The 12,470-nt window shown below is 65.7% G+C and carries 11 protein-coding genes and 1 tRNA gene; 8 read left to right on the top strand and 4 right to left on the bottom strand.

The genetic code is table 11. The annotated features are described in order from the left end of the window. Nucleotides 1-11 precede the first annotated feature (11 nt). Both ACEYYA_RS06625 and typA read left to right on the top strand, forming a co-directional pair. The gene (locus ACEYYA_RS06625) at nucleotides 12-626 is read left to right on the top strand and encodes a YitT family protein (protein WP_374798854.1); all 615 of its coding nucleotides are present in this window, start codon (nucleotides 12-14) and stop codon (nucleotides 624-626) included. A 270-nt stretch (nucleotides 627-896) separates the two neighbouring features. Beyond that, complete coding sequence (gene typA / locus ACEYYA_RS06620) at nucleotides 897-2,717, top strand: translational GTPase TypA (RefSeq protein WP_374798852.1); 1,821 nt, start codon at nucleotides 897-899, stop codon at nucleotides 2,715-2,717. 398 nt (nucleotides 2,718-3,115) lie between these two features. On the opposite strand, the gene ACEYYA_RS06615 is transcribed toward typA, so the two are convergent. The 3 genes from ACEYYA_RS06615 to ypfJ all read right to left on the bottom strand — a co-directional run bounded on the left by ACEYYA_RS06615 (nucleotide 3,116) and on the right by ypfJ (nucleotide 5,113). Then, on the bottom strand, nucleotides 3,116-3,730 hold the full coding sequence (locus ACEYYA_RS06615) for a Hint domain-containing protein (RefSeq protein WP_374798850.1): 615 nt from the start codon (nucleotides 3,728-3,730) through the stop codon (nucleotides 3,116-3,118). 377 nt (nucleotides 3,731-4,107) lie between these two features. Continuing rightward, nucleotides 4,108-4,191: transfer RNA gene (locus tag ACEYYA_RS06610), tRNA-Leu, on the bottom strand. A 76-nt stretch (nucleotides 4,192-4,267) separates the two neighbouring features. Further along, entirely contained in the window at nucleotides 4,268-5,113 is an 846-nt protein-coding gene (ypfJ, locus tag ACEYYA_RS06605) for a KPN_02809 family neutral zinc metallopeptidase (RefSeq protein WP_374798848.1), read from the bottom strand. 217 nt (nucleotides 5,114-5,330) lie between these two features. Between ypfJ and ACEYYA_RS06600 the strand changes: the two genes are divergently transcribed. From ACEYYA_RS06600 to gluQRS, 5 genes are all read left to right on the top strand, one after another. Next, nucleotides 5,331-5,909, top strand: a complete 579-nt coding sequence (locus ACEYYA_RS06600) for a YqaA family protein (protein ID WP_374798846.1) — start codon at nucleotides 5,331-5,333, stop codon at nucleotides 5,907-5,909. Then, the gene (locus ACEYYA_RS06595; protein ID WP_374798844.1) at nucleotides 5,909-6,391 is read left to right on the top strand and encodes a disulfide bond formation protein B; all 483 of its coding nucleotides are present in this window, start codon (nucleotides 5,909-5,911) and stop codon (nucleotides 6,389-6,391) included. The genes ACEYYA_RS06600 and ACEYYA_RS06595 overlap by 1 nt, the downstream gene beginning before the upstream one ends. Before the next feature lie 156 nt (nucleotides 6,392-6,547). Further along, nucleotides 6,548-9,220, top strand: coding sequence for a DNA gyrase subunit A (gene gyrA, locus ACEYYA_RS06590; protein ID WP_374799120.1), 2,673 nt, complete (start codon nucleotides 6,548-6,550; stop codon nucleotides 9,218-9,220). A gap of 69 nt (nucleotides 9,221-9,289) precedes the next feature. Next, nucleotides 9,290-10,630 (top strand): methylenetetrahydrofolate--tRNA-(uracil(54)-C(5))-methyltransferase (FADH(2)-oxidizing) TrmFO, encoded by a 1,341-nt coding sequence (trmFO, locus tag ACEYYA_RS06585; protein WP_374798842.1) that lies wholly within the window; start codon nucleotides 9,290-9,292, stop codon nucleotides 10,628-10,630. Next, nucleotides 10,609-11,472 (top strand): tRNA glutamyl-Q(34) synthetase GluQRS, encoded by an 864-nt coding sequence (gene gluQRS / locus ACEYYA_RS06580; RefSeq protein ID WP_374798840.1) that lies wholly within the window; start codon nucleotides 10,609-10,611, stop codon nucleotides 11,470-11,472. Before trmFO ends, gluQRS begins: the two co-directional genes overlap by 22 nt. Here gluQRS and hisI read toward each other — a convergent pair. Continuing rightward, nucleotides 11,460-11,816: a phosphoribosyl-AMP cyclohydrolase gene (hisI, locus tag ACEYYA_RS06575; RefSeq protein WP_374798838.1), complete on the bottom strand. Its 357-nt coding sequence runs from the start codon at nucleotides 11,814-11,816 to the stop codon at nucleotides 11,460-11,462. The two genes, gluQRS and hisI, sit on opposite strands and share 13 nt — an antisense overlap. 43 nt (nucleotides 11,817-11,859) lie before the next feature. Here hisI and ACEYYA_RS06570 point away from each other — a divergent pair, with 43 nt between their 5' ends. Further along, nucleotides 11,860-12,300, top strand: a complete 441-nt coding sequence (locus ACEYYA_RS06570) for an iron-sulfur cluster assembly scaffold protein (protein ID WP_374798836.1) — start codon at nucleotides 11,860-11,862, stop codon at nucleotides 12,298-12,300. Nucleotides 12,301-12,470: the final 170 nt, after the last annotated feature.

Below are 12,470 nucleotides of genomic sequence, written 5' to 3'. Positions count from 1 at the left end.
AAAGGCCCGCCATGACAGAACCGCAGAACACCCCCGCCCACAGCCTGATCGAGGATGCGCAAGGCCTTGGCTTTGGCGCCTTCATGGCCGCTTTTGGCGTCACTGTGCTGACCCATCTGGGGCTGATCACCGGGCAGACGGCGGGGCTGGCGATCCTGATCACCTATCTGACCGGCTGGGGGTTCGGCCCGGTGTTCTTCGTCATCAACATCCCGTTTTACTGGTTCGGCTGGCGGCGGATGGGCACGCGCTTTACCGCCAAGACCTTTCTGGCGGTGGCGCTTGTCACCCTTCTGTCGATGGCCATGCCCGGCTGGGTCAGCTTTCAGCACCTGACCCCGGCTGCGGGCGCGGTGCTTTACGGGCTGGTCACCGGCGCCGCGCTGATGGCGCTGTTTCGCCATGGCGCCAGCCTGGGCGGGATCGGCATCCTGGCGCTGATGTTGCAGGATCGCACCGGCTTTCGCGCCGGCTGGACGCAGCTGATCTTTGACGCGGTGCTCTTCGCGGCAGCCCTGGCCTTGCTGGGCGATCCCGCGCGCATCGCCTGGTCGGCGCTTGGCGCGCTGGTGGTGAACCTGGTCATCGCCATCAACCACCGCCGCGACAGATATATTGCGACATAACGGAACCATTCCGGCGGGCTGCCCGTTGACGCCGCAAGAACCAACACCTTGCAGGAGCCAATCATGAACAGCATCATCTATATCGTGGGTCTGGTCGTGGTCGTTCTGGCCGTTTTGTCGCTGTTCGGCCTGCGCTGATCCTCAGCCCACCCTTTGCACAGGCCCCGCCCCCCATGGGCGGGGTTTGTCGTTGAAGGGGCGTTCCATCGGGGGGTTTCCATCGGGCGCGCTTCCGGCTATGGGCTGCGCAACCCTTGCATTGGAACCCCCATGGACATCCGCAACATCGCCATCATCGCCCACGTCGACCACGGCAAGACCACGCTGGTCGACCAATTGCTGCGCCAATCCGGCGCCTTCCGTGAAAATCAGGCCGTCGCGGAACGCGCGATGGACAGCAATGACATCGAACGCGAACGCGGCATCACCATTCTGGCCAAGGCCACCAGCGTCGAATGGAAGGGCACCCGCATCAACATCGTCGACACCCCCGGCCACGCCGATTTCGGCGGCGAGGTCGAGCGCATCCTGTCGATGGTGGATGGCGTCTGCCTGCTGGTCGATGCCGCCGAAGGGCCGATGCCGCAGACCAAGTTCGTGACCTCGAAGGCGCTGGCGCTGGGCCTCAAGCCGATCGTGGTGCTGAACAAGGTCGACAAGCCCGCCGCCGAACCCGACCGCGCCCTGGATGAGGTGTTCGACCTGTTCGCCAATCTCGGCGCAACCGACGAACAGCTTGATTTCCCGCATGTCTATGCCAGCGGCATCGGCGGCTGGGCGGATGCCGATCTGGACGGGCCGCGCAAGGACATGTCGGCGCTGTTCGACCTGATCCTGGCCCATGTCGAACCCCCGAAACAAGAGTTCCGCACCGACGAGCCGTTTCAGATGCTGGCCGTCACCCTGTCGGCCGACCCGTTCATCGGCCGCATCCTGACCGGCCGGGTCGAGGCCGGGATCGCCCGCGTCGGCGACACGCTGAAGGCGCTGAACCGCGCGGGTGAGCGGATCGAACAGTTCCGCGTCACCAAAATCATGGCCTTTCGCGGCCTGTCGCAGCAGCCGATTGACGAGGCGCAGGCCGGCGACATCGTGACCTTGGCCGGCATGACCAAGGCGACCGTCGCCGATACGCTGTGCGCGCTGGATGTCGACACCGCCCTGCCCGCGCAGCCCATTGATCCGCCGACGATCAGCGTGACCTTTGGCATCAATGACAGCCCGCTGGCCGGTCGTGACGGCAACAAGGTGCAATCGCGCGTCATCCGCGAACGGCTGATGAAAGAGGCCGAAACCAATGTCGCCATCCGCGTCGAGGACACGCCGGGCGGCGAGGCCTTTGTGGTCTCGGGGCGCGGCGAATTGCAGATGGGCGTGTTGATCGAAAACATGCGCCGCGAAGGGTTTGAACTGTCGATCAGCCGCCCCCGCGTGATCTTCCGCGAGGAAGACGGGCAGCGGATGGAGCCGATCGAGGAGGTCATCGTCGATGTCGATGACGATTATTCCGGCGTCGTCATCGAAAAGCTGACCGGCCCGCGCAAGGGCGATCTGGTCGAGATGCGCCCGGCGGGCCATGGCAAGACGCGCATCGTGGCGCATGTGCCGTCGCGCGGCCTGATCGGCTATCAGGGCGAGTTCATGACCGACACCCGTGGCAACGGCGTTCTGAACCGCATCTTCCACGGCTGGGCACCCTACAAGGGCGCGATCCAGGGCCGCCGCCAGGGCGTGCTGATCAGCATGGAAAACGGCGTGTCGGTGGCCTATGCGCTGTGGAACCTGGAAGAGCGCGGCAAGCTGTTCATCGGCGCGCAGGAACAGGTCTATGAGGGGATGATCATCGGCGAACATTCCCGCGACAATGACCTTGAGGTGAACCCGCTGAAGGGCAAGAAGCTGACCAACGTGCGCGCCAGCGGCACCGATGAGGCCGTGCGCCTGACGCCGCCGGTTCGCATGAGCCTTGAGGAGGCGATCGCCTATATCGACGACGATGAACTGGTCGAGGTGACGCCGAAGATCATCCGCCTGCGCAAACGCCACCTGGACCCGCATGAGCGCAAGCGCCAGGCCCGCGCCGCGGGCTGAGCCGAGAGTGCAACGGGGCGCGACCGCAAGGCCGCGCCCCTTGTCTTTGTCCGGTCGGGGCGGATCATCCGGCGCGGGATCGAGAGGGCGGCGCGCGCTGGCCATCACACGGGGCAACCGGGGGCTGGCGCAGGCGGCGATGACCACGCGCGGACGGGAAGCAGCCACGGCTCGCGCGCGATCCCCCTTTGCTGCCGGGGGCTGGGGTGGCGCGGGCGGCGCCGGGTCAGTCGCGAGCCGTCCCGTGGCCGAGGGGGCAACGGCGAGCAGATCGGGGCGCGCGCCGCAGGACCGCACGCCGATTGCAGCGGCAGGGCGCCGCGGTCCCGCCCCAGATCGGGCCATGGCTATTCCCGGTGCTTGGGGTGTTGCGGGGCCGCGCCGGAGCGCAGGTTCAGCTAATGCAGCGCGCGGTGGCGGGGTGCGGGCAGGTCGGTCGCGCGGTGCAGCGACTGGGGCGGCACATCGGCCGGGGCGCGTTCGGGCAGCGGACGGTTCGAGAAGGTGGCGACCAGCCGGGCGCGATCCTCATCCCCCAGATGCGGCAGCAGCGCCGCCACCAGCCGCGCCGATGGGCCGGGGCATTCCACCCAGGCGCCGTCGATCAGCACACCGACCGCGCGGTCGCAGATCAGCGCCACCATCGGCCGCGCGGCAACCGCGTTCACATGGTTCAGGCTGCGCAGGTCATCGGCCCGCGCCAGCTCGCCCCCCTGCTGAAAGCGCAGGTTCCACAGCCGCACCGCGCCCGATACGGTGATCTGCCGCATCGGCATCCCCGGCCCCATCGCATCCGGCCCGATGATCACGCCCGGATGCGCACCCGCCAGCGGCATGGCCATCAGCAGCGGCACATAGCCATGATCGCGCGTCAGCAGCGCATCGCCCGCCCGCAGATCCGCGATGGCCCGTGGCCCCGCAGCCGTCGCCAGCCGCCCAAGGGGCGAAAAGACCGACAGACAATCCAGATAGCTACCCTGGAAGGCGCGCTGGGGATGATGGGGATCCGACATGGGTGAAACTCAGGAACAGGTTCGACTGCGACGCGGGTCACATGCGGGACAACCACAGACGCGCCGGTTGAGACCAGCTATAGCAGATCGAGAGCCGCATGGTCGGGGAAAGTCTTGAAAGATTTGACAAATTTTTCGCCATATGCGCCCAATAAAGCAAAATGTGCCATCCATCCCATTGAAAGTCATAGGCAAAAATCGACGATGTGAAATATTTCTGGTGGTAAAAACGACAGAACGGATCGGTCTGACGTTGCGTCATGTTTTCGCCCCCACAACCCGCGATTGCGCGCCCTGCCCCGGCGTTACCCTGTCGGCTGACGAATCAGCCCGGCCACGGCGCGCGCCGCGCAAACCATTCGCCATGAACAGAAAACTGGTACCCGAGGTCGGACTCGAACCGACATGCCTTGCGGCGGCGGATTTTGAATCCGCTGCGTCTACCATTCCGCCACTCGGGCCGATGTGCGATGCACAAAGGGCGGGGTCATCCCCCGCCCTTTCCTTTAACGGGCAGGCGCGCGGCCCGCAAGCGGCTTACAGCTGCTGGGCGCTGAAGGTGTCGCAGCTGTTCACATCGCCCGAACGCATCCCGGTGATCAGCCACCGCTTGCGCTGTTCGGATGATCCGTGGGTAAAGCTGTCGGGCATCGGCACCCGCCCGGCCGAGGCCTGCAACGTATCATCGCCAACTGCCTTCGCGGCATTCACCGCCTCAAGCACGTCCTGTTCCGACAGGTTCAGCGCGTTGGCCGAATGCGCGGCCCAGACGCCCGAGAAGCAATCGGCCTGCAATTCCACCCGCACCGAAATGTCGTTCGAGGTGACCTCATCTGCGCGCTGACGGGCGGCATTGGCCTTGGGCAGGATGCCCAGTTCGTTCTGCACATGGTGGCCGACCTCATGCGCGACGACATAGGCGGCCGCGAACTCGCCCCCGGCGCCCATCTGGCGCTCCATCGTGGTAAAGAAGGCCGTGTCCAGATAGACCTTTTTATCCGCCGGGCAATAGAACGGCCCGGTCGCCCCCGAGGCCCCGCCGCAGGGCGACTGGGTGACGCCCTTGTAAAGCACCAGCCTGGTCGGCGTGTAGGCACGGCCCAGTTGGTCGCGGAAGATCCCGTCCCAGACCTGTTCGGTTTCGGCCAGCACGACGCTGACCATCTGCCCGGCGGCCTTGTCCTCCTCGCTCAGCGGCTCGGCAGCGGTCTGCTGCGGATTGCCGATCCCCGATTGCGACACCAGCGGGCTGATGTCGATGCCGAAGAAATACCCGACGGCCAGAACGATCAACATGCCGACGATGCCGATCCCGCCGGCGCGGCCGGTCATGCTGCGCCGATCCTCGATATTGCTGCTGCCGCGACGGCCTCTCCATTCCATGATGTGCTTCCTTTGTGGCATGGCCCCGACGGGGCGGCTTTGGCCAGATTAAACCGCCCCCCGCCCGCGCGAAAGCGTGAAACAGGGGGAAAGGCGCGCGTGCGGCGCATGGCTGAACGCCGCGCCATGGCCTTCGGTTTCCGCCCCTTGACGCAGCGCAGGCGACGGGCGATGCACAGGCGCGCGCGAACCGCGCGTGGATGGGTCGGGTGAACGGATGCTGCGGCGGCTTTATGACTGGACGATGGGGCTGGCCCATCATCCCCATGCGATGTGGGCGCTGGCCTTTGTCGCCTTCATCGAAAGCTCGGTCTTTCCGATTCCGCCGGACGTGCTGATCATCCCGATGGTGCTGGCGCGCCCGCGTCAGGCCTGGCTGATCGCGGGGGTGGCGACGCTGGCCTCGGTCGCGGGGGGGATCGCGGGCTATGCGATCGGCGCGGGGCTGATGGATACCGTCGGACAATGGGTGCTGACCGCCTATGGCAAGGCCGAGGCCTTTGACCAACTGGCCGCGCGGTTCAACGAACAGGGCGCCTGGGCGGTGCTGATCGCCGGGGTTACGCCCTTCCCGTTCAAGGTGATCACCATCTTTTCGGGGGCCACGGGCCTGTCGCTGCCGCTGTTCATCGGCGTGGCCATCATCGCCCGCGCGCTGCGGTTCTTTGTGGTGGCGGGGCTGCTGCGCATCTATGGCGCACCGATCCGTGATTTCATCGAACGCCGTCTGGGGCTTGTGTTCACCGTCGCAATGCTGATGCTGATCGGCGGATTTGTGGCGGTGAAGTGGCTCTGATGAACAGACTGACGGGGATGGGCGCGCGGGCGCAGATGATCGGCCTGGGCGCGGCCTCGCTCGCGCTGGTCGCCATGGCCTTCGGGTTCGAGGCGGCGGGCTTTCGCCCCTGCGAATTGTGCATCCTGCAACGCTGGCCCCATGCGATCGCGGGCGCCATCGGGCTGATCGCGCTGGTGATGGCGCGCCCGCCGCGCGCGCTGGCGGTGCTGGGGCTGGGGGTGATGCTGGTCAGCCTGGGGCTTGGCATCTATCATTCGGGCGTCGAATGGCACCTGTGGGCGGGGCCGTCGGCCTGCACGGGTGGCGGCAACCTGACGCAGATGTCGACCCGGGATCTGCTGGATCAGATCATGGCCGCGCCGATGGTGCGCTGCGATCAACCGGCGCTGACGATCTTTGGCACGACGATGGCGAACTGGAATGCCGTCGCCTCGGGGCTGCTGGCGGCGCTTTGGGCGCGGGCTGCGGTTGCGCGCTAAGCCTCGTCTGGCTATAGTCACCGGACACAAAATCTGGACAAGCGCGCCAGCCCTTCCCTGGGCCGAAGGCGCCCCCGATCAAAGGCATTTCGCGTGACCGACACAACCGAAACCGGCGCCGGGACCGGCCCCGAGGATCAGCCCGAAATCACCGTGATGGCCCATGACGGCCCCACCGTGTCGATCACCGACGAAATGCGGACCGCCTATCTGGATTACGCGATGTCGGTGATCGTCAGCCGCGCGATCCCCGATCTGCGCGACGGGCTGAAGCCGGTGCATCGCCGCATCCTTTATGCGATGCATGAAACCGGCAACAGCCATGACAAGCCCTATCGCAAATCGGCGCGTCCGGTGGGCGATGTGATGGGGAAATACCACCCCCATGGCGATGCCGCGATCTATGACGCGCTGGTGCGGATGGCGCAGGATTTTTCCATGTCGCTGACGCTGCTGGATGGTCAGGGCAACTTCGGGTCGATGGACGGCGATGGCGCGGCGGCGATGCGCTATACCGAGGTGCGGATGGACAAGCCCGCCGCCTTTCTTCTGGCCGACATCGAAAAGGATACGGTCGATTTCCAGCTGAACTATGACGGCAAGGATCTGGAACCGACGGTCCTGCCCGCGCGGTTTCCGAACATGCTGGTCAATGGCGCGGGCGGCATTGCGGTCGGCATGGCGACCAACATCCCCCCGCACAACCTAGGCGAGGTGATCGACGCCACGCTGGCGCTGATCGACAATCCCGACCTGTCGGTGGAATCGCTGATGGAGCATATCCCCGGCCCCGACTTCCCCACCGGCGGGCAGATCATGGGGCGCGGCGGCATCCGCAAGGCCTATCTGGAAGGGCGCGGCAGCATCGTCATGCGCGCGAAAACCCGGATCGAGGAATTGCGCAAGGATCGCTGGGCGATCGTCATCGACGAAATCCCCTATCAGGTGAACAAGGCGGTGATGATCGAAAAGATCGCCGAGGCCGCCCGCGACAAGCGCATCGAGGGCATCGCCCATGTGCAGGACGAATCCGACCGGATCGGCGTGCGTGTGGTGGTGGAACTGAAACGCGACGCGACGCCCGATGTGGTGTTGAACAACCTTTACCGCTTTACGCCGATGCAGACCAGCTTCGGCGCCAATATGCTGGCGCTGAACGGCGGTCGGCCCGAGCAGCTGACCCTGCGCGATTTCCTGACGCATTTCATCACCTTCCGCGAGGAAGTTGTGGCCCGGCGCACCGCCTTTGAACTGCGCAAGGCCCGCGAGCGCAGCCATATCCTCTGCGGTCTGGCGGTCGCGGTGTCGAATGTCGATGAAGTGGTGGCGACGATCCGATCCTCGGCCGATCCGGCTGAGGCGCGCGAACGGCTGATGACCCGCCGCTGGCCCGCGCATGAGATCGTCGAATACCTGCGGCTGATCGACGATCCGCTGCATCCGGTCAACGATGACGGCACCTATAACCTGTCGGAAATCCAGGCGCGCGCCATTCTGGACCTGCGCCTGCAACGCCTGACCCAGATGGGCGTGCAGGAGGTGACCGAAGAATTGAAGGATCTGGCCGCCAAGATCCGCGACTATCTGGACATTTTGGGATCGCGCGACCGGATCATGGCGATCATCGCGGGCGAACTGCGCGAGGTGCGCGCCGCCCATGCCGTGCCGCGCCGGACCGAGATCGTCGAATGGGCGGGCGATCTGGACGATGAAGACCTGATCGAACGCGAGGATATGGTGGTGACCATCACCTCGGGCGGCTATATCAAGCGCACGCCCTTGGCCGAGTTCCGCGCACAGCGCCGCGGCGGCAAGGGCCTGTCGGGCATGGCCACCAAGGAAGACGATGTGGTGACCACGCTGTTCGTGGCCAACACCCACACGCAACTGCTGTTCTTCACCACCGACGGCATGGTCTATGCGATGAAATGCTGGCGGCTGCCTTTGGGCGGGCGCACCGCCAAGGGCAAGGCCCTGGTCAACCTGCTGCCGATCACGCCCGGCGTCAGCATTGCCGCGCTGATGCCGGTCGATGTGCCCGAAGCCGAATGGGACGATCTGCAGATCGTCTTTGCGACCTCGGAAGGCGACGTGCGCCGCAACGCGCTGTCGGATTTCACCAATATCATGCGCAACGGCAAGATCGCGATGAAGTTGCCCGAGGGCGTCAGCCTGGTGAATGCGCGGATCTGCGATGCGGGCGATGATGTGATGCTGGTGACCGCGCGCGGCCGGGCGATCCGCTTCCCGACCACCGATGTGCGGGTGTTCCAGGGCCGTTCCTCGACCGGGGTGCGCGGCATCCGTCTGGCCGAGGGCGACCGGGTGGTCAGCATGTCGGTGATCCGGCATTTCGAGGCCGACCCGGCCGAGCGCGCCGCCTATCTGAAGATGCGCCGCGCCGCCGCCGGGGTGACCGAGGACAGCGAGACCGACGAGGATGACGATGCCGCCGAGCCGGGCGCCCTGAGCCTGGAGCGTTACGCCGAAATGTCGGCGGCCGAGGATCTGATCCTGACCATCACCGTGCGCGGCGCCGGCAAGATCAGCTCAAGCCACGATTACCCGGTGCGCGGGCGCGGCGGCCAGGGCGTGACGGCGATGGAGAAATCCATGCGCGGCGGCGATCTGGTGGCCAGCTTCCCGGTGGAGGGTGACGACCAGATCATGCTGGCGACCTCGACCGGGCAGTCGATCCGGGTGCCGGTCGACGGCATCAGCTTCCGGTCGCGCGGCGCGGGCGGGGTGCGGGTGTTCAACACCGGCGAAGGCGAGGAAGTCGTCTCGGTCGCGCGCATCGCCGCCGAAGGCGAGGACGAGGCGGAGTAAGGGGGGGGGGCGCTGCCCCCCTCTGGGCCTTTGGCCCATTCACCCCCCGGCGTATTTGGACAAGAAAGAATGACAGAGGCGATTCACGTTCTGGGTGGCGGGTTGGCCGGGTCGGAAGCGGCCTGGCAGATCGTGCAGGCGGGCGTGCCGGTGGTCATCCACGAGATGCGCCCGCAGGTCGAAACCTTTGCCCATAAATCCGGCGATTTTGCGGAAATGGTCTGTTCCAATTCGTTCCGCTCGGACGATGATGAACAGAATGCCGTGGGCCTGCTGCATTGGGAAATGCGCGCGGCGGGCGGGTTGGTGATGGCCATGGCCGACCGCCACAAGCTGCCGGCGGGGGGTGCCCTGGCGGTGGACCGTGAGGCGTTTTCCGGTGCGGTGACAGCGGCGTTGCGCGGGCATCCGCTGGTGTCCGTTCTTGAGGGTGAAGTGACCGACCTGCCCCGCGATGGTCGCTGGATCATCGCCACCGGGCCACTGACCAGCCCGGCCCTGGGTCAGGCGATCCTGGCCGAGACCGGGCAGGATGCGCTTGCGTTTTTCGACGCGATCGCCCCCATCGTCTATGCCGACAGCATCGACATGTCGGTGGCCTGGGCGCAAAGCCGCTATGACAAGGGCGAGACCGAAGCCGAGCGCACCGCCTATCTGAACTGCCCGATGGACCGCGCGCAGTATGAGGCCTTCATCGACGCGCTGCTGGCGGCCGACAAGACCGAGTTTCATGAGGGTGAGACGGCGGGTTATTTCGACGGCTGCCTGCCCATCGAGGTGATGGCCGAACGCGGGCGCGAGACGCTGCGCCATGGGCCGATGAAGCCGGTCGGCCTGACCAATGCGCATCGCCCGACCGACAAGCCCTATGCCGTGGTGCAGCTGCGCCGCGACAATGCTTTGGGGACGCTTTACAATATCGTCGGCTTTCAGACGAAGATGAAGTATGGCGCGCAAACCGATGTTTTCAAACTGATTCCCGGTTTGCAGGATGCGCGCTTCGCGCGTCTGGGCGGGATCCATCGCAACACCTTTCTGAACAGCCCGCTGCTGCTGGATGACCGGCTGCGGCTGCGCAGCCGCCCGAACCTGCGCTTTGCGGGCCAGGTGACGGGGGTTGAAGGCTATGTCGAAAGCGCGGCCATGGGCCTTTTGGCCGGGCGGATGGCTGCGGCCGAGGTTCTGGGCCGTGATCTGTCGCCGCCGCCCTTTACCACCGCGATGGGCGCACTGGTCAATCACATCACCGGCGGAGCTGATGCCAAGACCTTTCAGCCGATGAATGTCAACTTTGGCCTGTTCCCACCGATTGAGGCCAAGGGCGGGCGGCGCGGCCGCAAGGATCGCTACAAGGCCTATACCGACCGCGCGAAAGATGATTTCTCGCAATGGCTTGCGACGCAAAGTTAAGACGAACCCGGTTCGCGCCCTCGCCGACCGGTTGGCTGCATCTGGGCCATGCCCATGCCGCTTTGGTGGCCTGTGAACGCGCCGATCCGGGCCAGTTCCTGATCCGCATCGAGGATCTGGACCAGACCCGCAGCAGACCTTCCTATGAGGCCGCGATCTTTGAGGATCTGGCCTGGCTGGGCCTGACCTGGCAGACCCCGGCGCTGCGCCAGTCCCAGAATATACCCGCCTATGCCAAGGCATTGGAGAGGCTGGCAGATCGCGGCCTGATATACCCCTGCACCTGTCGGCGCAGCGACATCCGCGCCGCCGCCGCTGCACCCAACGAGGGCGAGCCTTTGGCCGGTCCCGATGGCATCGTCTATCCCGGCACCTGTCGTGGCGCTCCGATGCCTGCCGATTGGCAGGGCCGCACCCTGCGGCTGGACATGCGGAAAGCCTGCGCGGCGGTCAAGGTGATGCCGGCCTTCGTCGAACAGGGACCGATCCATGCCGGCGTTCACACCTTGTCTCAAGATCGCCTGATAAACCACGTTGGAGACGTGGTTTTATGGCGCGCTGATACCGGCCCGGCCTATCACCTTGCAGTGGTCGTGGACGATGCCGCGCAGGGCATCACTGAGGTCACGCGCGGCGAAGATCTGTTTCAGGCCACGCAGATCCACGTTCTTCTTCAGACGTTACTTGAACTTTCGACGCCAAGCTATTGGCATCACGACCTTATCCGCGATGAGACAGGCAAGCGCCTGGCCAAGCGCGACGACGCCCGTGCGATCCGCGCCTATCGCGCCGAGGGGCTGACACCCGCCGATCTGCGCGCGCTGATCGGTCATTCGGGCTGAAGGATCTCGACCGCCTGTCCCCCTCGGATCGCGGTGTAAAAGCACGACCGGCGATTGGTGTGGCAGGCAGGGCCGGTCTGATCGACCAGCACCAGCAGGCAATCGCTGTCGCAATCGACGCGCAGCTCCACCAGCCGTTGCACATGGCCGGAGCTTTCGCCCTTGACCCAGTAATCCCCGCGCGAGCGTGACCAATAGGTGACCTTGCCGCTGGCCAGCGTGCGCGCCACGCTTTCGGCGTTCATCCAGGCCATCATCAGCACCTCGCCCGTCAGGTGATCCTGGGCGATGGCCGGGATCAGGCCGCGATCGTCAAAGCGCAGGCTGGCGGGGTCGAAGGTCATGACGGCTTCCTTTCGGTCGATGAAGCGCCTATTTACCACGAACATGAGCGAGAGCGAACTGATCCAGCTATATTCCAAACGCATCCTGGCTTTGGCTGCGGCGATCCCGCATCTGGGTCGCCTTCCCGCGCCGATGGGTAGCGCCAGCCGTCGCGCGCCTTTGTGTGGATCGACGATCACCGTCGACGTGACGCTGGCGGAGGGGCGGGTCAGCGACTTTGCCCAGGACGTCAAGGCCTGCGCCTTGGGTCAGGCCTCGGCGGCGATCCTGGGGGGCGTGGTGATCGGGCTGAGCCGCGATCAGATCGCCGAAGGCCGCGCCGCGCTTGCGGCGCTGCTGGCGGGTCAGGCGCCCGCCCTGCCCGCGCCCTTCGACGGGCTGGCCGTACTGGCTGCCGCGCGCGACTATCCCAATCGGCACGCCTCGATCCTGCTGGCCTATGACGCCACGCTGGATGCGATCGACGCCGCGCAAAGCCAATAAAAAACCGCCGCCGTCCGGGTGGACAGCGGCGGAAGTGGCGCATTCCTTACCAATTTGGGGACAGGCAAAGCGGCGGGGCGCCGCGGCGGAAAGCGCGAGGCAGAAATCAGACAGAGCCAGGAAGCGACAGCGCCGCCACCAGCATCACCACCAGAGCCGCGACACCCAGA

Source organism: Paracoccus zhouxuedongae, from assembly GCF_041927815.1.
GTDB lineage: Bacteria > Pseudomonadota > Alphaproteobacteria > Rhodobacterales > Rhodobacteraceae > Paracoccus.
Note: the sequence above shows the minus strand (reverse complement) of the source record. Positions and strands in the feature narration are given on the sequence as shown.

What these genes read in the sequence shown, in the direction of transcription:
- trmFO (WP_374798842.1), top strand. Translation starts at nt 9,290, where the DNA reads ATGACAGAGGCGATTCACGTTCTGGGTGGCGGGTTGGCCGGGTCGGAA.
- ACEYYA_RS06600 (WP_374798846.1), top strand. Translation starts at nt 5,331, where the DNA reads ATGCTGCGGCGGCTTTATGACTGGACGATGGGGCTGGCCCATCATCCC.
- ACEYYA_RS06625 (WP_374798854.1), top strand. Translation starts at nt 12, where the DNA reads ATGACAGAACCGCAGAACACCCCCGCCCACAGCCTGATCGAGGATGCG.
- typA (WP_374798852.1), top strand. Translation starts at nt 897, where the DNA reads ATGGACATCCGCAACATCGCCATCATCGCCCACGTCGACCACGGCAAG.
- ACEYYA_RS06615 (WP_374798850.1), bottom strand. Translation starts at nt 3,730, where the DNA reads ATGTCGGATCCCCATCATCCCCAGCGCGCCTTCCAGGGTAGCTATCTG.
- gyrA (WP_374799120.1), top strand. Translation starts at nt 6,548, where the DNA reads ATGGCCCATGACGGCCCCACCGTGTCGATCACCGACGAAATGCGGACC.
- ypfJ (WP_374798848.1), bottom strand. Translation starts at nt 5,113, where the DNA reads ATGGAATGGAGAGGCCGTCGCGGCAGCAGCAATATCGAGGATCGGCGC.
- ACEYYA_RS06570 (WP_374798836.1), top strand. Translation starts at nt 11,860, where the DNA reads ATGAGCGAGAGCGAACTGATCCAGCTATATTCCAAACGCATCCTGGCT.
- ACEYYA_RS06595 (WP_374798844.1), top strand. Translation starts at nt 5,909, where the DNA reads ATGAACAGACTGACGGGGATGGGCGCGCGGGCGCAGATGATCGGCCTG.
- gluQRS (WP_374798840.1), top strand. Translation starts at nt 10,609, where the DNA reads ATGGCTTGCGACGCAAAGTTAAGACGAACCCGGTTCGCGCCCTCGCCG.
- hisI (WP_374798838.1), bottom strand. Translation starts at nt 11,816, where the DNA reads ATGACCTTCGACCCCGCCAGCCTGCGCTTTGACGATCGCGGCCTGATC.